This is a genomic window from Candidatus Binatia bacterium, from assembly GCA_036563615.1.
Taxonomy (GTDB): Bacteria; Desulfobacterota; Binatia; order UBA12015; family UBA12015; genus DATCMB01.
Map to the genome: position 1 here is coordinate 1 of DATCMB010000006.1, position 17928 is coordinate 17928.

Annotated in this window: 16 protein-coding genes; 12 read left to right on the forward strand and 4 right to left on the reverse strand. The window is 73.0% G+C overall.

Annotated features, from left to right (window positions below):
• The first annotated feature begins 301 nt into the window (after positions 1-301).
• Together VIS07_02930 and VIS07_02935 are read left to right on the forward strand one after the other, a co-directional pair.
• Positions 302-2059, forward strand: coding sequence for an alpha/beta fold hydrolase (locus tag VIS07_02930; GenBank protein ID HEY8514448.1), 1758 nt, complete (start codon positions 302-304; stop codon positions 2057-2059).
• Between the two features lie 209 nt (positions 2060-2268).
• Positions 2269-2598, forward strand: a complete 330-nt coding sequence (locus VIS07_02935; GenBank protein ID HEY8514449.1) for a hypothetical protein — start codon at positions 2269-2271, stop codon at positions 2596-2598.
• A gap of 45 nt (positions 2599-2643) precedes the next feature.
• On the opposite strand, the gene VIS07_02940 is transcribed toward VIS07_02935, so the two are convergent.
• A complete protein-coding gene (locus VIS07_02940) occupies positions 2644-4899 on the reverse strand; it encodes a molybdopterin-dependent oxidoreductase (protein ID HEY8514450.1) in 2256 nt (751 codons plus the stop codon).
• Between the two features lie 164 nt (positions 4900-5063).
• Here VIS07_02940 and VIS07_02945 point away from each other — a divergent pair, with 164 nt between their 5' ends.
• A complete protein-coding gene (locus VIS07_02945) occupies positions 5064-5543 on the forward strand; it encodes a helix-turn-helix domain-containing protein (protein ID HEY8514451.1) in 480 nt (159 codons plus the stop codon).
• Positions 5544-5564: 21 nt separating this feature from the next.
• Here the strand turns inward: VIS07_02945 and VIS07_02950 are convergent, their stop codons facing one another.
• Entirely contained in the window at positions 5565-7052 is a 1488-nt protein-coding gene (locus tag VIS07_02950) for an NAD(P)/FAD-dependent oxidoreductase (protein HEY8514452.1), read from the reverse strand.
• A gap of 87 nt (positions 7053-7139) precedes the next feature.
• On the opposite strand from VIS07_02950, the gene ybaK reads away from it, so the two are divergent.
• Positions 7140-7604, forward strand: a complete 465-nt coding sequence (gene ybaK, locus VIS07_02955; GenBank protein HEY8514453.1) for a Cys-tRNA(Pro) deacylase — start codon at positions 7140-7142, stop codon at positions 7602-7604.
• A 37-nt stretch (positions 7605-7641) separates the two neighbouring features.
• Here the strand turns inward: ybaK and VIS07_02960 are convergent, their stop codons facing one another.
• The gene (locus tag VIS07_02960) at positions 7642-8484 is read right to left on the reverse strand and encodes an enoyl-CoA hydratase-related protein (protein HEY8514454.1); all 843 of its coding nucleotides are present in this window, start codon (positions 8482-8484) and stop codon (positions 7642-7644) included.
• Between the two features lie 74 nt (positions 8485-8558).
• Between VIS07_02960 and VIS07_02965 the strand changes: the two genes are divergently transcribed.
• From VIS07_02965 to VIS07_02995, 7 genes are all read left to right on the forward strand, one after another.
• Entirely contained in the window at positions 8559-9602 is a 1044-nt protein-coding gene (locus VIS07_02965) for a methyltransferase (protein ID HEY8514455.1), read from the forward strand.
• A complete protein-coding gene (locus VIS07_02970) occupies positions 9521-10219 on the forward strand; it encodes a phosphatase PAP2 family protein (GenBank protein ID HEY8514456.1) in 699 nt (232 codons plus the stop codon). Before VIS07_02965 ends, VIS07_02970 begins: the two co-directional genes overlap by 82 nt.
• Positions 10216-11475 (forward strand): hypothetical protein, encoded by a 1260-nt coding sequence (locus VIS07_02975; protein HEY8514457.1) that lies wholly within the window; start codon positions 10216-10218, stop codon positions 11473-11475. Before VIS07_02970 ends, VIS07_02975 begins: the two co-directional genes overlap by 4 nt.
• Positions 11472-12218, forward strand: coding sequence for a lysophospholipid acyltransferase family protein (locus VIS07_02980; protein HEY8514458.1), 747 nt, complete (start codon positions 11472-11474; stop codon positions 12216-12218). The genes VIS07_02975 and VIS07_02980 overlap by 4 nt, the downstream gene beginning before the upstream one ends.
• Before the next feature lie 20 nt (positions 12219-12238).
• Positions 12239-13900, forward strand: coding sequence for an NCS2 family permease (locus tag VIS07_02985; protein ID HEY8514459.1), 1662 nt, complete (start codon positions 12239-12241; stop codon positions 13898-13900).
• A 115-nt stretch (positions 13901-14015) separates the two neighbouring features.
• Complete coding sequence (locus tag VIS07_02990) at positions 14016-14387, forward strand: hypothetical protein (protein HEY8514460.1); 372 nt, start codon at positions 14016-14018, stop codon at positions 14385-14387.
• A 10-nt stretch (positions 14388-14397) separates the two neighbouring features.
• Positions 14398-14724 (forward strand): copper-binding protein, encoded by a 327-nt coding sequence (locus tag VIS07_02995; protein HEY8514461.1) that lies wholly within the window; start codon positions 14398-14400, stop codon positions 14722-14724.
• A gap of 33 nt (positions 14725-14757) precedes the next feature.
• Here VIS07_02995 and VIS07_03000 read toward each other — a convergent pair whose 3' ends face one another.
• Positions 14758-16785: a PQQ-binding-like beta-propeller repeat protein gene (locus tag VIS07_03000; protein HEY8514462.1), complete on the reverse strand. Its 2028-nt coding sequence runs from the start codon at positions 16783-16785 to the stop codon at positions 14758-14760.
• Between the two features lie 93 nt (positions 16786-16878).
• On the opposite strand from VIS07_03000, the gene VIS07_03005 reads away from it, so the two are divergent.
• Positions 16879-17883: an AraC family transcriptional regulator ligand-binding domain-containing protein gene (locus tag VIS07_03005; protein ID HEY8514463.1), complete on the forward strand. Its 1005-nt coding sequence runs from the start codon at positions 16879-16881 to the stop codon at positions 17881-17883.
• Positions 17884-17928 lie beyond the last annotated feature (45 nt).

The following is a 17928-nucleotide window of genomic DNA, read 5'->3' on the forward strand; positions in this document are numbered from 1 at the left end:
GAGCGCGCCCGGGAGCGAGCTGCCGGAGGTGCTGCGCGCGCAGGCGGTGCGCGGCGAGAGCGGCGACGCGAGCGGGGCGTACCTCGACCCGGAGCTGGCAAGCGCGCTCGTGCAGCAGATCCACGACGAGATCCGCGACGCAGCGGCCGGGCGGCGAGCCATCGGCGACCGCACTTAATTTTTGCCACGCACTGCCGATTTCGAATGCGGGCCGCCAGGCGCGGCCGACTTTTCGATCGTTCGGAGGTGTCGTGAAGCAATGGTGAGGTGGAGTAGGACGAAGCGTTTCGCTGTGGGACTCATGGCGGCCCTGCTGGCCGCCTGCTCTGGCTCGTCGTCGTCGCCGCCCGAGCCGGACATCGCGTGGCACGACTGCGATCCGGAAGCCGTTTCCGAAGAATACATCAACCAACTTGGCGAGCGTCTGAAGTGCGCGACGCTCGCGGTGCCGCTCGACCACGACGATCCCCGAGGCGCCACGATCGAGCTCGGGCTGTCGCGGGTCGCGGCGGGCGATCCGTCGCGGCGGCGCAACGCGATCTTCGTGAATCCGGGCGGCCCCGGCGCCGACGGGCTCTCCTTGGGAGCGGAGCTCGGAGCGCTCTTCGCCCTCGCCGATCCGTCGGATCCGCTCGGCGCCAAGCTGCGCCGGATCTCGGACGAGTACGACGTGATCGGCTTCTCGCCGCGCGGCCTGGGCTCCTCGACGCATCTCACCTGCGAGCTCGACGCGCAGTTTCACGTGACGCTCCTGGCGTCGACGGCGTTCACGCCGGAGAACCTGAACGCGATCCACGAGAACAAGCTTCTCGAGGCGCGCGCGTGCCGGGCGAATCCGCTGACGCCGTACATCAACACCGACGCGGTCGTGCGCGACATCGACTTCGTGCGTGAGAAGCTCGGCGACGAGAAGGTGAGCTACATCGGCTACTCGTACGGCACCTGGCTCGGTCTCTGGTACGCGAGCCGGTTCCCCGAGCGCGTCGACCGCATGATGCTCGACAGCGTGGTGAACTACACGCTGCCGAGCTTCTATGCGGAGGGCGACGACCAGGCGGTGCCGCTGCAGTTCATCCTCGACGAGCTCGTCAGCCCGTACGCCGCGGCGCTCGACCCGATCTTCGGGCTCGGCTCGTCGCCCGACGAGATCCGCGGCATCTTCGGCGAGCTGCCGGTCGAGCTGCAGACCGTGCTCAGCAGCAAGCTCTACGGCCTGCTGTTCTCGCAGAAGGCGGCGGACGACACGGTGGTGCAGCTCGGCGCGGCGAAGGGCGTCGGCGAGGTGCTGCACGCCCATCCCGACGCGCCGCGCGAGGAGCTCGAAGCGCGCGTCGCCGAGCGCCGCTATGCGCCGGACGACGAGGTCGACGAGGTCATGCGCGAGGCGGCGAGCGAGCTGCTCGACGGGACCCTCGAGCTCAAGAGCGGCGAGCGGGATCCGGTGGAGCTCGATCCGGAGTCTGCCGTGAACAAGGCGGTCGTCTGCAACGACGGGCCCTCACCCACCGATCCGGAGTTCTGGATCCGGGAGGTCGAGGCGATCCGCGACACCGCGCCCGTGTTCGCGCGCATCGCGAACTGCACGGACGAGTGGGGCGGGCCGAGCGTCGCGAAGCCGGACGTCGAGGGTGCGCGGCGCGTGCCGAACATCCTGTTCGTGCAGAACCAGTACGACGGCGCGACGCCGCTCGACGGCGCGCTCAAGACCCGCGATCTGCTCGGCAACGTGAGCCTGGTCTACCAGACGCGCGACTACACCCATGGCGTGTTCCCGAGCCAGGAGGTGTGCATCGACGACCCGGTCGCGGAGTTCTTCGCCGCCGACGAGATCCCCGATCGCTACGTCGTCGAGTGCGAGGGCAAGGGCCTGCTCGACGGCCTGCCGTCCGCCGCGGCGGGCGCGCTGCCCGAGACCCTGCGTGCCCAGGCGGTGCGCGGCGCGAGCGGCGATGCGAGCAGCGCGTACCTCGATCCGGACGTGGCGCGCACGCTCGCGCAGCGGATCCACGACCAGATCCGGTCCGCGGCGGCCGCCGCACGCGGCGCCGACGCGCGCTGAGCGCCGAACCCGGCGAGCGCGCGCGACGTCGATGGTCGCGAGCCATCGCGTCGCGCGCGCCGCGCGGCTCCGTCATCGGGCCGCGCCGCGCGGCGGGGTCGGCGAGCGAGCCCCCCGAGGCCTGGCGCGACGCGGCCCTCCCTCGCCTTGCGCGGGCCGGTCGTTCGCGAATACGCTGGCAGAGCGAGCCATCGCTCGGAAGGGATCGCGTGGGCATGCGTAGCAAGACAAAAAACATCGCTCCTTGGCTCGCCGCGGCCGTGCTGGTCGCGTGCGGGATCCCCGGGCCGCTCGCCCTCGCGTGCGAAAGGACGGGACAGGTGAGCGAGACCTCCGACGAGGCGGCTTCCGACGGGGCGCACACGGCGGACGCGCCCGTGCGGGATCTCCCCGACCACCTGCGCGCGCAGGCGGTGCGCGGCCCGAGCGGCGACGCGAGCGGCGCCTACGTCGACCCGGAGAAGGCGCGCGAGCTCAGCGACCGGATTCACCAGGAGGTCCAGGACGCGGCGGCCATCGGAGGCGGCCGCCCGCGCTGAGCTGCGACCGCGCGCGCTGGTCGCGAGCGCGGCCGCGCGCAGGCGTCACGCGCGAGCCTCGAGACGCTCGAGCCGCGCCGGGACGTGCTTGTGGTACGGCGTCCCCGCGATCGGATCGCGGTGCTCGCCCGACGTGAGCTCGTTCGGGCGGACGCCGACGGGCGGCTCGTCGGGCGTGCGCGTGAGGCCGAGGCCGTTGGGCAGCGAGATGTGGCCCGGGCGCATCATCGGGCTCACCTCGACGACGACCTCGGCGCGGCCGCGCTTCGTGGTCAGCACGGCGCGGTCGCCGCTCGTGAGCCCGAGGCGTGCGGCGTCGACCTCCGAGATGCGCAGCGCGCCCTCGTAGTCCTTCTTCCGCCACTCGGGGCTGCGGAAGATCGTGTTGGCGGTGAACGAGCGGCGCTCGCCGGCGCTCAGCACGAACGGGAACTCCGGGTCGCTCGCGGGCGGCGGCGTGGTCGCGAGCTCGGCGAGGGCGCGGATCATGATCTCGTTGTCGACGTGGATCCGGCCGTCGCCGGTGCGCACGCGGCTCCAGCAGTCCTCGGGCTCGTCGACGCTGAACACCACGCCGCTCGGGCTGCTCAGGATGGCGTCGAACAGCGCGCCGCCGGGATCGTCGCCGCCGAAGCCGGCGCGCGCGAGGCTCTCGGGGAAGCGCAGCGCGGCGATGTTGGCAGCGCCCCAGAGCAGCGCCGCCGCCGCGGCGCCGTTCGGCAGCGTCGGACCCAGCGTTCGATACAGGATCACCGGCGTCAGCTTCTCGAGCTCGGGGTGCGCGCCCATGAACGCGAGAAACGCGTCGCGGAACTCCTTGCGTCCGACGTTTGCTGCTTCGCGCAGCGGCGTCAGGTCGACGCCGTCGAGCGCGCCCAGAGCTTCGACGATCCGCGCGTGGATCTCCGCCTCGGGAAGCGTCCCGGGTAGCGCCTCGACGACCGGACGCCGCAGGTGGAAGGAGTTGCGCGGGAACTCGAAGTTGAAGAACGTCGCCTCCCACTTCTCGAACTGCGACGCGGCCGGCAGCACGTAGTGCGCGAGCTGCGCCGTCTCGGTCATCGCGACGTCGATCACGACGACGAATTCGAGCGCCGCGAGCGCCTCGCGCATCCGCGGGCTGTCGGCGAGCGAGTGCGCCGGGTTGGCCGACTCGACGATCATCGCCCGGTAGCGCTTCGGGTGATCCGTGAGGATCTCCTCGGGGATCACGTTGCACGGGACCATGTTCGAGATGATCCGCGCGCCGACGACCGGCGACAGCTTCTCGCGGCGCTCGACGCCGCTGCCGGCGAGCGACACGATCGACGTCGGGATGTAGTGGCCGCCGCGCTTCGCGAAGTTGCCGGTCAGCGCCCAGAGCAGCTTCTCGAGGTAGCTGCACAGCGTCGAGTGCAGGTTCATCTGGACGCCGAGGTCCTCGTACACCGCGACGCTCGACGCCGACGCGATGCGACGCGCGGTGCGGCGGATGAGCTCGGGATCGAGCTCGCAGATCCGTGCGTACGCATCGACGTCCACGGCGGCGAGGACGGGCTCGAGCTCCTCGAGGCCGGCGCCGTGCTCCGCCCACCACGCGCGGTTCACGAGACCCTCCTGCACGAGCACCGCGGCGAGGGCGGCGAGGCACCACGCGTCGGTGCCGGGCTTGAGCCTCAGGTGGTAGTCGGCGAGCTCCGCGGTCTCCGTGCGCCGCGGATCGATCACGATCATCGAGCGTGACGGATCGCGCGCGATCTCCTTCAGCGTCGTGCGGGCGTGGGGGATGCCGTGCGACTGGTACGGGTTCTTGCCGACCCACACCGCGACCTCGGCGTTCGCGATGTCCCCGCGCGTGTAGCCGCCGAGCATCTTGCCGTTGACCCAGAACTCGCCGGTCTTCTCCTGCGCGAGCGCGTTCGAGCGGTACACGCTGCCGAGCGCCGCGCGCGTTGCCGTCGCGTAGCCGCCGTTCAGGTGGTTCCCCTGACCGCCGCCGCCGAAGTAGAAGATCGTCTCGCCGCCGTACGTGTCGCGCACGCGCGCGAGACCCGCGGCGACCTCGGCGATCGCGGTGTCCCAGTCGACGGGCTCGAAGGTGCCGTCGGCGCGGCGACGCAGCGGCGTGTCGAGGCGATGGCGACCGTTCTGGTAGTGGTCGAGCCGCAGCGCCTTCTGGCACGTGTAGCCCTTCGAGGCGGGGTGCGCCCTGTCGCCGCGGATGCGCTCGAAGGTCCTTTTGTCCTCGCCGACCTGGATCTCGATCCCGCAGTTGCACTCGCAGAGGATGCACGCGGACTGCCGCCACTCACTGGAATTCATGATTGACACCGCTTGCCTTTCCTGGAACGGCGGCCGGTCGTACCCGACGCCCGCGCGCCCGGAACGCGCGACCGGCCTGGCGCCGCCCTGGGTCCGTTCCATGATGGAACGAACCCTACGCGGGCGAGTTTCATGATGCAACTATCTCGACTACGCTCCCGGCGATGAAGCGCACCGACACCTCCGGCTGGCCGTGCACCATCGCGCGCGCCGCCAACGTGCTCGGCGACCATTGGAACCTGCTGATCATCCGCCAGGCCTGCCTCGGCGTGCGCCGCTTCGACGACTTCCAGGCGGCGCTCGGCATCGGCCGCAACATCCTCACCCAGCGCCTCGGCCGCCTGGTCGAGGAGGGCCTGCTGCGCCGGGTCGCGTACCAGGAGAGCCCGCCGCGCTACGAGTACCGCCTGACCGACAAGGGCCGCGACGTCTTCCCGATCCTGGCCGCGATGGCGGCCTGGGGCGAGAAGTGGATGACCGGTCCCGAGGGCACGCCGCTCGTCCTGCACGACACGGGCTGCGACCACGACATGCGCGCGGTCGTCGTGTGCAGCGAGTGCCGCGAGCCGGTCGACCTGCGGCGCACGACCGCGCGCTTCGGTCCGGGCTTCGTGCGTCCGAAGACGAAGGGCAAGAGCCGCTGACCGGCGGCGCCGCCGCGCGACCTACGCGCGCCGTGGCGCCGCGTGCGGATCGTCCTGCGCCAGCGACCGCGCCGCCGCGCGCCCGGCGAGGAACGCCGTCGCCCACGCCCACTGGAAGTTGAAGCCGCCGATGCGGCCGTCGCAGTCGAGGATCTCGCCCGCGAGGTAGAGACCCGGAGCGCGGCGCGAGGCGAGCGTGCGGTAGTCGACCTCGGCGAGCGGCACGCCGCCCATCGTCACCTCGGCGTGGTCCCAGCCGCGCGGGCCGACGACCGGCAGCTCGAGGTCGGTGAGCGCTGCGACCAGCGCGCGCCGCTGCTCGCGCGTGAGCTGCGCGGCCTGCGTCGACGGGTCGACGCCCGCGACGCGGAGCAGCGCGAGCGCGAGGCGCTCGGGCAGCAAGCCGGCGAGCAGCCGACCGAGCGAGGCGCGCGGGCGCTCGGCGGCGAGCGCGCGCAGACGGGCGTCGACCGCCTCGGCGCTCTCGCCGGGGAAAAAGCTCGCCGCGAGGCGGACGCGCGCGCCGCTTGAGCGCGCGGCGAGCCAGTGCCGGCTCGCGTCGAGCGCGACCGGCCCGCTGATCCCGAAGTGCGTCCACAGCATGCTGCCCGTGCGGCGATCGACCCGCTTGCCGTCGGCCCAGGTCGCGAGCTCGGTCGGCTGCGAGACGCCGCGCAGCTCGGCGTGGAAGAAGCCGCGCGCGAGCACCAGCGGCACGAGCGCGGGCTGCGTCTCGGTGACCGTGTGGCCGAGGGATTGCGCGAGCGCGTAGCCGCTGCCGTCGCTGCCGGTGCGCGGTAGCGAGCGTCCGCCGGTCGCGAGCACGAGACGGCGTGCGCGCAGGACGCCGCGCGCGTGCGTCACCTCGAAGCGCGCCGCTGCGTCCGCGGTCGTCTGCGAGCTCGAGCCACGCGAGCCGGCGACGCCGTCGCTGTCCGTGCACGCGCGCACCGCCTCGACGCGACAGCCCGTGCGCAGCTCGACGCCGAGCGCGCGGCAGCGCGCGACGAGCGCGTCGACCACCGTCTGCGCACGGTTCGTCACCGGAAAGAGCTTGCCGGTCTCTTCCCGTTTGAGCTCGACGCCGAGCGACGCGAACCAGCGCACGGTCGCCTCGACATCGAACGCCGCGAGCACGTTGCGGATCGGGTTGCGCGCGCCGTTGAAGTCCTCGGGTGTGACGCGCTCGTGCGTGGCGTTGCAGCGCCCGCCGCCCGAGATCAGGATCTTGGCGCCGATCCGGCGCGCCGACTCGAGCGCCACGATCCGCGGCGGCCGCGCGAGCCGCGCCGCCTCCTCGGCGGCGAAGATCGCGCACGCGAGCCCGGCCGCGCCGGCGCCGACGATCGCGACGTCCGCGACGTCGGCCGCACGTGCGACGTCGGTGAGGCCGTCGCCGTTCGCGTCCGCGGCGGCCGCCTCGCCGCTCGCGCTCCCCGCGCCGTCGGCGGGCTCCCCGTCGTCACCGACCTCCGCGCCGCTGCCAGCGCCTCCGCCGTCCTCGATCACGCGCGTAAGCCGTACGCAGCCACCGCGCGTGCGTCCACCCAGGCGCACGCTTGCGCCCGGTGCGGACGCCCGCTAGCCGCACCCCGCGTGACCCCGGCCGTCGTCGCCGCGCGCCGCGCCAAGATCTGGCACGAGCTGCGCGAGTACCGTCACGACGCCGACGCGCCGTCGTACGGCGTCGAGGCAGCGCAGGCGCTCGGCCTCGACCCGGAGCACGTCTTCAAGACGCTGGTCGCCGAGTGCGACGGCACGCTCGTGGTCGCGCTCGTTCCCGTCGCGCGCTCGCTCGACTTGAAGGCGCTCGCCGCCGCGGTCGGCGCGAAGCGCGCCGCGATGGCCGATCCCGCGCAGGCCGAGCGCGCGACCGGCTACGTCGTCGGCGGCATCAGCCCGCTCGGGCAGAAGAAGCGCCTGCCGATGGTGGCCGACGAGAGCATGCTCGCGCTCGAGACGGTGTACGTCAGCGCCGGACGCCGCGGGCTCGAGCTGGCGCTGCGTCCCGCCGACCTGCTGCGGCTGTGCGACGCGGCGACCGCGCGCATCGCGCGCTGACGCGCCACGAAACCGGACCGCGGAACGCCGCGCCGGCCTACCGTCCTTTCCAGACGGGCTTGCGCTTCTCCTTGAAGGCCGCGATGCCTTCCTTCGCGTCCTCGCTCATGAAGACCTTGGTCGAGTAGCTCATCTCGTTCGCGAGCGCCGCCTTGAGATCCAAGAAGGTGCTCTTCTTTGCCGATTCTTTGCAAGCACGCACCGCGAGCGGACCGTTGAGGCAGATGGTCTCCGCCCACTCGCGCGCCTTCGCCATCACCTGGTCGCGCGGCACGACCGCGTTGACGAGCCCCATCTCGAGCGCACGCTGCGGCGTGATGCGGTCGGCGAGCAGCAGCACCTCCATCGCGTTGCACCACGAGAGCTGACGCACGCTGTGCACCGTCGAGCCGCCGCCCGGAAAGAGCCCGCGGCGCGGCTCGGCGAGCTGGAACCACGCGTCCTCCGCGACCACGCGCAGGTCGGTGTTCCACATCATCTCCATGCCGCCCGCGGCGCAGATGCCGTTGATCGCGGCGATCACCGGCTTGTAGAGCGCGAACTCGCTGCCGTCGGGGAGCGTCGCGCCGTCGCGCAGCACGGCGACCAGGCTGTGCGCCATGGTGTACTTCGAGCCCTCGACCTGCTGCTTCGAGCCGCCGGCCGCGAGCTTGTCGGCCTGCTCGGTGACCACCGAGATGAACTTCTTCAGGTCCGCGCCGACGCAGTAGACGTCGCCCACTCCCGTCAAGATGGCGACGTAGGCATCATCGTCGTCTCGGAAGCGCACCCAGCAGTCCGCGAGCTGGCCGAAGTGCTCGAGATCGAGGGCGTTGCGCGCTTCCGGGCGGTCGATCGTGATGGTGACGACGTGGCCGTCCTTCTCGTAGTGGATCGCCATGGCGGTGGAGCCTTCTATGGCGTACAGCCAGCTGTCAATCGCTCGACCGAGACCTCCAGGAAGGAGACGAACGCATGAAGGAGCATGTCAAGACGCCCCCCGCGGAGGAGCCGCGGCCAGACGGCATCCTGGGCCTGGCCGAGAGCTTCTGGGCCGCGAAGGCGCTGATGTCGGCGGCCGAGCTCCGGCTGTTCACCGTGCTCGCGCAGGACGGTCCGCTCGACGGTGAGACGCTGCGTCGGCGGCTCGGTCTGCACGAGCGCAGCGCGCGCGACTTCTTCGACGCGCTGGTCGCGCTCGGCATGCTCGAGCGCGAGAACGGTCACTACGCGAACACGCGCGAGACCGATCTCTACCTCGACGAGAAGAAGCCGACGTACGTCGGCGGCTTCATCGAGATGCTGAGCGCGCGCCTCTACCCGGCCTTCGCGACGCTGACCGAGGCGCTGCAGACCGGCAAGCCGCAGTCTCCCGAGGCGAAGGGCGGCAACGCCGACTTCTTCGCCGAGCTGTACTCGAATCCGGAGCAGCTGCGGCTCTTCCTGCGCTCGATGACCGGGGTGAGCCTCGCGGCGGCGCGCGGCATCGCGCGGCTGTTTCCGTGGAAGGACTACGAGACCTTCTACGACGTCGGCGCGGCGCAGGGCGGTCTGCCGGTCGAGGTCGCGCTCGCGCATCCGCACTTGACGGGCGGCGGCTTCGACCTGCCGCAGGTGCAGCCGATCTTCGAGGAGTACGTCGCGTCCTTCGGTCTGCAGGACCGGCTGCGCTTCGTCCCCGGCAACTTCTTCACCGATCCGCTGCCGCGAGCCGACGTGCTGGTGATGGGGCACATCCTGCACGACTGGAACCTCGACGAGAAGCGGATGCTGCTCCGCAAGGCGTACGAGGCGCTGCCCAGCGGCGGCGCGATCATCGTCTGCGATCGCATCATCGACGACGAGCGTCGCCGTCACGCGAACGGATTGCTGCTGAGCCTCGTGATGTTGATCGAGACGCCCGGCGGCTTCGACTATACGGGCGCCGAGTGCCGCGAGTGGATGAAGGAAGCGGGATTCCGCGAGAGCCGTGTGGTGCCGCTCGACGTTCGGGAGTCGATGGTCGTCGGCATCAAGTAACGACCGCGTTCGGCTACGAGCACCTCGTCTGGGGCGCGATCGTCGGACAGGTCTTCTTCGCGGGCTATCTCGGGATCCCGCGATGGCTCGGCGACGCCGCCGGATTCTCGCTCGCGCTGCCGCTCGACCAGCACGTCCCGTACGTCGGCTGGGCGGCGGTGCCCTACACGCTGGGCTACGCCTACGCGCTCGCGCCCGCGCTGTTCTTTCCCGAGCTGCACTTCTTCCGTCGTGGCGCGCTCGCGCTGCTCGCGACCATGGCGGTGTGCTTCGTCTTCTTCTTGACGGTGCCGGTGCGCTGCGTGCCGCCGCCGCTCGAGGGCGGGCTCGACGCGCTGCTGCTGCCCCGTCTGCCGTGGCTGCAGGACGGCGGCTGGAACTCGTTCCCCTCGCTGCACGTCGCGACGGCGACGCTCGCGCTGCTGTCGCTGCTCAAGGTGTCGCGCGGCGTGAGCGTGATCGCGGCGCTGCTCTGGCTCGCGATCGTCGCGAGCACCGTGCTGCTGAAGCGTCACTACCTGCTCGACCTGCCGGCCGGGATCGCGGTCGGCGCGCTCGCGCACTTCGTGATCGTCGAGCCGGAGCTGCGGCGCAGCGGGGTGCGCTGGGCGTGGTGACGGCGCGGCGCGCGCTCGCGGCGGGCGGCGTCGCTGCGCTGCTCGTGTCAGCGTGCGCGGTTGCGGCCGCCGCGTCGGGCGAGCGCTTCGACCACGTCGTCGTCACGAGCCCGTCGCCGCTGCCGCCGGTCGACGTCGTGGCGTTCGACGAGGCCGGCGTCCGACGCTCGACGCCGGTCGACGCGTTCGCGTCGCGCGCGGGCGGCAGCGAGTTGCACCTGCGCGCCCGTGACCTCGGCGCGCGTGCTGCGACGCCGCCCGCGGGCGCGCGCTGGATCGTGCGCGCGCGTCGCGACGACGGCGGCGCGGAGCGCGTCGGCTACCTCGTGCCGCGCGTGGCGGACGCGGTCGCGCCGCCGCCGCTCGGGCGCCTCGACGCGATCGCGTTCGTCGGAGCACGCTTCTCTCTCGCGTTCCCCGACGGCTCGGGCTTCTACCGCGACCTGCGCATCGGAGACGCCGTCAAGCCTCTCGTGCACGCGATCCGTCTGCGCGTCACCGCGACGCTGCCCGCGGGCTTCGCGGTGACGCGCAGCGAGGAGGACTTCCGCTGGCAGGTCACCGGCCTCGACGTCGGCGCACGCTTCGCGCGCCGCAGCTCGACCGCGTCGGTGCGCGCGCTCCTCCGCGACACCGAGCCGCGCGCGCAGACCGCGCTGCTCGCGGACGATCTGATCGAGCAGCGCGTGCGCGTCGACCTGCCGCGCTCGCTGCTCGCGCTCGCGCGCGACGTGACGCTCGACAATGCCTTCGAGGTCGACGCGGGCACGCTGGCGCTCGTGCCGGGCGCATCCGCGTGGCAGCCCGTGCGCGCGCTCGCCGCGAGCAGCGCGCGCTACACGTGGCTCGTGCTCGCGAGCGACGCCGGCGCGCTCGTGCACCGGCTCGCTCCCGAAGGAGAAGCCGCGGCGCTCGAGCCCGTGCTGCTCTCCCGCGCCCGCGACGGCGACGGCGCGCGCTGGGAGGTCGGCTACCGCGTCGCGCACGCCGAGCGCGCGGCGCACGCCGCGGGCGCCGCGCGCGAAGGCGAAGTTCAGCGCGCGAACCCCGCGGCCGCTGCGGACACCGCGGATACAACGGACGACGGTCGCGGCTTCGTCCTCGGGCAGTACGTCGCGATCCTCGGCGACGGCGCGTGGGCGCAGGCGCTCATCGCGGATCCCGAGCGTACGCGCGCGCTCGCGCGCGAGCTCGAGGCGGAGCTCGCGCGTCCGCTGCCGGCGTGGCACGCGACGCTCGAGGAGCTCTCGCCGTGACGCGCGACGACGTCCGCGACCTCGCCGTGACGCTCTCCCGGCTCGGCGTCATCGGCGGCGTGTCGGCCGCGATGACGCTGCCCGCCCTCGCCGCGCTCGCCGCGGGCTACGACAACGACTGGGGGCACGAGCACCTGCGGCGCTTCTGGAGCGGCGGCATCCTGCGCGGCTGCCGCATCCGCTACGAGGCGCGCGGCCTCGAGCGGCTCGACACGAGCGCGACCTACGTCTTCGTCTCGAGCCACGCGAGCGAGTGGGACTGGTACCTCTTCACCCACCTCGTGCCGTTCAACTGGCGCGCGGTGATCCGCGCCGACCTGCGTCGCTTCCCGCTCGGCGGTCCGATGGCGGCGAAGACCGGGCAGCTCTTCCTGCCGCCGCGCGCCTCGGTCGAGGACCTGGTCGAGCTCTGCCGCCCGCAGCTCGAGCGCGGCTGCTCGATCCTGATGTACCCCGAGGGCCGGCGCCCCGCGCCCGGCACGATCGCGGAGTTCAAGCCGGGCGCCTTCGTGCTCGCGGCGCGCGTCGGCGTGCCGGTCGCGCCGATCGCGGTGGTCGAGGAACGGCCGGCCGCGCGCCGCGGCGCCTTCGGGCGGAATTTCGGCCATGACCCGGGACGCGTGCGCCTCGTCGCCGGCGAGCCGCTCAAGGCGCGCGACGCATCTGCCGAAGCGATCGAGGAGCTGCGCCGCGCGGCGCAGGAGAGCGTCGAGCGGCTCGCGGCAGTGGACTGGCGAGACTGATTCTGCTGAGGGAACGCGCGATGTCGAGCCCACCGCCTTCTCGATCGACGGGTGCTGCGTCGCGCGCCGGGACGCCGCAGCCGCTCTTCCAGCCCGGCGACGTCGACGGCTTCTTCGGCCTCGCGATCGACAACCTGATCCAGTTCCTGCTGATCCTCGCGCTCTGCACGCAGGTCCTTGGCTTCCCGCTCGAGCTGCTGCTCGACACGATCCTGCCCGGCGCTGCGCTGTCGGTGGTGGTCGGCAACTTCTTCTACGCCTGGCAGGCGCAGCGTCTCTCGGCGCAGACCGGGCGACGCGACGTCACGGCGCTGCCCTACGGCATCAACACCGTGTCGCTGTTCGCGTTCGTCATGCTGGTCATGCTGCCGGTCAAGCTCGCGGCGCAGGCGGAGGGCCTGAGCGAAGCGGAGGCCGCACGCGTCGCGTGGCGGATCGGGCTCGCGTCGTGCGCGCTGTCGGCGCTGATCGAGCTCGGCGGCGCGCTGGTCGCGGAGCGCGTGCGTCGCTGGACGCCGCGCGCGGCGCTGCTGTCGACGCTCGCCGGGATCGCGATCAGCTTCATCGCGATGGACTTCGCGATCAAGACGTTCGGCGCGCCGCTCGTCGCGCTGCTGCCGCTCGGGGTGATCCTGGTGACGTACTTCTCCGGCGTGCACCTGCCGCTGCGCATCCCGGGCGGCGCCTGGGCGCTGCTCCTCGGCACGGCGTCGGCGTGGCTCCTGCACGCGCTCGGCGAGCGCTCGCCGGTCGACGCGGCGCGCATCGCGGGCGCGACCGCGACCGTCGGCTTCTACCTGCCGACGCCGGTCGTCGGCGACCTCGTCGCCGGGCTCACGCACCCGCTGTTCGCGCAGTACCTGATCCCCGTCATCCTGCCGATGGGGCTGTTCAACGTGCTGGGCTCGCTCCAGAACATCGAGTCCGCCGAGGCCGCCGGCGACCCGTACCCGACGCTGCCGAGCCTCACGGTGAACGGCGTCGGCTCGGTGCTCGCGGCGATGTTCGGCTCCTGCTTCCCGACCACGATCTACATCGGCCACCCGGGCTGGAAGGCGCTCGGCGCGCGCTCGGGCTACTCGGTGCTGAACGGCGTCTTCTTCGCCGTGCTGTCGCTCTTTGGTTTGACGTACCTGATCAACACCTTCGTGCCGATGGAAGCCGGCATGGCGATCGTGCTGTGGATCGGCATCATCATCACCGCGCAGGCGTTCCAGGCGACGCCGTCGGAGCACGCGCCGGCGGTCGCCGTCGGGCTCTTTCCCGCGCTCGCCGGCTGGGGAGCCTTGATCTTGACGCAGACGCTCGGCGCCGCGGGCAACGCGGTCGGCGATCCGTCGGTCGCGGCGCGCGCGCTCGCCGACCCGCGCGCCTTCGCGATGGCGGGGCTCGACCTCTCCGGCCTGGTCGCGCTGTCGCAGGGCTTCATGCTGACCTGCATGGTGTGGTCGGCGATCAGCGCGAAGCTGATCGACCGCGAGTTTCGCACCGCCGCGGTGTGGGCGCTGATCGGCGCCACGATCGCGTTCTTCGGCTTCGTCCACGCGGGCTCGCTGACGCCGTCGGGCGGCACGTACGACATCGGCTTCGCGAGCGGCTGGCGCTGGGCGCTGGGCTACGTCGCCTGCGGGCTGTTCTTCCTGTTCGTCGAGCGCGTCGGCGGTGGCGTGCGGACGCACTGACGAGCGCGCTGCGTCGCTGCTGCTGCGGCCGACGAACGTGCGCGGAGCGTCGAGCGATACGCCCGCACGGCGCCGAAAGCTGGTATCCGACGGCAGGCGCGAGTATCGTCGCGCCATGTCCTTGCGAAGCGTCCTCGGCTGGCTCGCGGCGCCGTCGCTCGTCGTCGGGCTGCTGGTCGTCGCGCTGCCGCTCGGCGGACCGGTCGCGTGCGGCGGCTGCGACGTCAAGATCGTGAGCGAGTCGCTCCCCGACGGCGTCGTCGGCGTGCCCTACTTCTTCGACCTCGACTCCGACTGCGGCGGCGACGCCTGGTTCCTCGAGCAGGGCAACCTGCCGCCCGGCATCGAGCTGCGCGACGACGGCCACATGCGCGGCACGCCGCTCCTGCCCGGCGTCTACGCCTTCACGATCGGCGTCGTCGACTTCGACGACGGCGACTTCGCATTCCGCGGCTTTGTCTTGACGGTGAACGATGCGAGCTCGTGACCTGCGGCGGATGGGCGCCGCCATTCTCGGGATGACGATCGCGGCGTGCACGAGCCTGCCCGAGGGCAAGCTCTACCCGATCCGCGGCGAGGTGGTTTCGGTCGCGGCGGCGCGCAACGAGGTGATGCTGCGCCACGAGCCGATCGCGGGGTTCATGGAAGCGATGACCATGCCCTTCCCGGTCGCGAAGTACGAGCTACTCGAGGGCATCGAGCCGGGCGATCGGGTCGAGGGCGTGCTGCTCGTCGAGGGGACGCGCTTCGTGCTGCTGAGCCTCGCCGAGATCCCGCCCGCCGCGGAGGAAGCGAAGCCCGCTCCGCCGGGCGAGTCGAGCTGACGCGCGCCGCGGCGCGCCAGCTCGGTCACCCGCTCACTCGCGCGCGAGCAGGCGGCACGCGCGGCCGAGCGCGTCCGCGGCGCGGCGGTGGAAGCGCGCGACGCCGGCGGCGTCGAGCCCTTGTCCCGGACGTCGCACCGCGCTGAGCGCGAGCGGCTGGTCGTCGCCGGCGAGCAGCGGGCTGCCGTCGCCCGCCGCCGCGAGGGCCGCGAGCGCGCGCACGCGGCGCGCGACGCTCGACGACAGCTCGCCGCGGCCCAGCGCGCGCTCGACCGCGTCCTGCATCTGACGGCGCAGCACCTCGACTTGCTCCGCGTCGGCCGCCGCGGAATCCGGGCACTCGGCGGCGTGCGCGAGCGCGTTCGCCGCGCGGTCGGCGGCCGCGCACGCGGCGTCGCGCGCGAGCAGGTCGTCGCGGGTCGACGACCACTTCGAGACCCCGCCGATCAGCGGCTCGTTCGTGATGCCGATCGCGAGCGAGAACGCGCGGCGCAGCGGCGCCTGCGGCAGGTAGAGAGCGCCGTCCTCGCCGGTGCTCATCGCGCCGAGCGACTCCTCGAGGCCGTCCGCGAACCACCGCGGCAGCCCGGTCAGGCGGTCGAGGTGGACGATGCCGGTGCGCACCGGCAGCGATTGCGTCGCGGTCATCAGGCCGACGCCCGACTGCAGCAGCAGGCCGTTCGCCCCGATGCCCGTCAAGAGCAAATTGATTCCGCCGTAGCCGCCGAGGTCGTCGGGGACGTCGTAGAGGTCGAGCGCCGCGGTCCAGCCGCGTCGTCCGTGCGTGCCCTCGTCGAACACCTGGAAGACGCCGCGCGCCGACGCGGCGAAGAGCTCGCGGCCGTCGGAGCCGGCGGCGATCGAGCCGAAGATCTGCGAGTCGAGCGGCACGCGCCAGGCTTCGCTGCAGTCCTCCGCCTCGAGCGCGAGCAGCGCACCCGCGTCGTCGCCGAGGTAGACGCGCGTGCCGTCCTGGCCGAGCGTCGGCGTCGACGCCGAGCCGCCGGAGAACGTGTGGTGGCACGCCTCGACGAGCTCCACGCGCGCGCCGTCGCGCACGACGTCGAAGCGGTAGAGCGCGCCGAGCTCGGAGACGCCGTCGATCGTGCCGTCGGCGTCGTCGCGCGCGGTGGCGGCGATCCACAGGCGTCCGCGCCGCGCATCGACCGAGAGGTTGTTCGCGATCTCGCTGCTGCCGCCGAGCAGCACCTGGATGAGGTCGCGCACGCCGCGTCCCGGCGTGAAGGCGACGAGCGGCGCGAGCAGGGCGTCGACCTGCGCCGCGAGCTCGGGCGACACCTCGCTCTCCTGCGGCGGCGACGGCTCGCCGGGGAGCTGCAGCGGCGCCGGCAGAAGCGCCGTTCCGGTGCGGCGGTCGAGGAGGAAGAGGAAGCCGTCTCGCGTGAGCCCGACGATCGCGTCGGAGACGGGCTCCCAGGCGAGGCCGATCGGCGACTGCACCGCGGTGGTCGCGGGCCCGAGCCCGGTCGGCGCGTCCCACACCACGCGGCCGTCGCTGCGCACCGCGACCACGCGCTGGTAGCCGTGCGCGTAGATCACGTCGTCGCCCGACTCCGGGTCGCGCAGCACGAGCGGCACGACGCCACCACCGCGGTCGCCCGACCCGAGCGGCACGACGAAGCGGCGCTCGCCGGTGCGGGCGTCGAGCGACAGCATGAGGATCGGCTCGTGCGGCAGGAGCGGCGACATGTAGAGGTTGCCCGCGCGGTCGAAGGACGGCGTCGTCACCTGGTAGAGCTGCGGCTCGGCGATCCACTCGCGCTCGAAGACGGGCGGGTAGGCGAGCAGCACCTCGTCGCTGCTCTCGAGGTCGCCGTGCGCGCGGCGAAACGCGGTGCGCGGCGTCAGCACCGGGTGCGACGGCGGCACGCTGCGGCAGCCCTGCGGACGCCACTCGGTGCGTCCCGGGATGGGCAGCGGGCGCGGCGTGATGCGCTCGGCGGGCGTCTGGGCGGCGGCGTCGAGCGCGGACGCGGCGACGAGGGTGAAGACGGCGGCGACGGTGACGGTCGTCGCGAGGCTGGGGAGACGCGTCGGCATGGGGCCCGATGTAGCGCGCCGCGCGCGTCGTACGTTGTCCGCGGCGGACAAGGGCTGGTCCGCGGCGGACAACTTCGGCTAGGAAACGAGGAGATGTCGCTCGACGGCGCGGTGCGCGTGCTGCTCGCGGAGCTCACCACGGTCGGGCTCGATCCGCGCGCGGTGTGCGCCGCGGAGGGCCTGCCGCAGGCGACGCTCGACGACGGGACGCTCGCGCGCGAGCCGCGGCTCCTCGCCCGCGTGCTCGAGCGCGCGCAGCGGATGGCGGCGGAGCCGCTGCTCGGCCTGCGCATGGCCGAGCGCGCGCGTGGCCGCGGCGTGCTCGCCTACCTGACGCGCGCGCAGCGCACGGTCGGCGACGCGCTCGAAGCGTTCGCGCGCGCCGCGGCGCGCTCGTGGGGCATGCCGGACGTCGTGCAGGTCGAGCGTGGCGAGCGCACGGCGGTCGTGCGCTTCGCGCTCGGCGACGAGGTGTCGCGGCACGCGGTCGAGTACCTGGTCGGACGCACCGCGATCGCGCTGCGGCGCGACGGCGCGCCGCCGCTGCGCATCGCGTTTCGCCACGCGCCCGGCGTGTCGCCCCGAGTCTACGAGGAGGCTCTGCGCTGCCCGGTGAGCTTCCGGCAGCCCGCGACCGAGGTCGTGCTGCGCGCGACCGACCTCGCGCGTCCGCTGCGCGCGGCGAACCCCGAGGCGGCGGCGCTGCTTCGCGCGGCGATCGACGAGGCGCCGAGCGCGAGCGTCGCGGCCGCGCGGACGTCGGCGCGGGCGCGGCTCACGACCGCGGTCGGCGACGCGCTCGCGCGCGGCGCGCGCCTCGACCGCGAGACGCTCGCGCGCTCGCTCGGCATGAGCGGCAAGACGCTCGCGCGCCGGCTCGCCGCGGAGGGCGTCTCGTACCGCGACGTCGTCGACGAGGTGCGACGCACGCTCGCGTGCCGTCTGCTCGCGAACGAGCACGGCGCGGGCGCTCCGCTGCCGCTCGGCGAGATCGCGCTGCGCGTCGGCTTCGCCGACCTCGCGGCGTTCGGCAAGGCGTGCCGCCGCTGGTTCGGCACGAGCCCGTCGGCCGTGCGCGCCATGCGCCGCGTGGGGTGAGCGAGCGACGGACGCTCGCTCGGCGGAGGCGTTCATCGTCGCTCG

What these genes read in the sequence shown, in the direction of transcription:
- VIS07_02990 (HEY8514460.1), top strand. Translation starts at nt 14,016, where the DNA reads ATGTCCTTGCGAAGCGTCCTCGGCTGGCTCGCGGCGCCGTCGCTCGTC.
- VIS07_02965 (HEY8514455.1), top strand. Translation starts at nt 8,559, where the DNA reads ATGAAGGAGCATGTCAAGACGCCCCCCGCGGAGGAGCCGCGGCCAGAC.
- VIS07_02960 (HEY8514454.1), bottom strand. Translation starts at nt 8,484, where the DNA reads ATGGCGATCCACTACGAGAAGGACGGCCACGTCGTCACCATCACGATC.
- VIS07_02995 (HEY8514461.1), top strand. Translation starts at nt 14,398, where the DNA reads ATGGGCGCCGCCATTCTCGGGATGACGATCGCGGCGTGCACGAGCCTG.
- VIS07_03005 (HEY8514463.1), top strand. Translation starts at nt 16,879, where the DNA reads ATGTCGCTCGACGGCGCGGTGCGCGTGCTGCTCGCGGAGCTCACCACG.
- VIS07_02930 (HEY8514448.1), top strand. Translation starts at nt 302, where the DNA reads ATGGCGGCCCTGCTGGCCGCCTGCTCTGGCTCGTCGTCGTCGCCGCCC.
- VIS07_02945 (HEY8514451.1), top strand. Translation starts at nt 5,064, where the DNA reads ATGAAGCGCACCGACACCTCCGGCTGGCCGTGCACCATCGCGCGCGCC.
- VIS07_02940 (HEY8514450.1), bottom strand. Translation starts at nt 4,899, where the DNA reads ATGAATTCCAGTGAGTGGCGGCAGTCCGCGTGCATCCTCTGCGAGTGC.
- VIS07_03000 (HEY8514462.1), bottom strand. Translation starts at nt 16,785, where the DNA reads ATGCCGACGCGTCTCCCCAGCCTCGCGACGACCGTCACCGTCGCCGCC.
- VIS07_02985 (HEY8514459.1), top strand. Translation starts at nt 12,239, where the DNA reads ATGTCGAGCCCACCGCCTTCTCGATCGACGGGTGCTGCGTCGCGCGCC.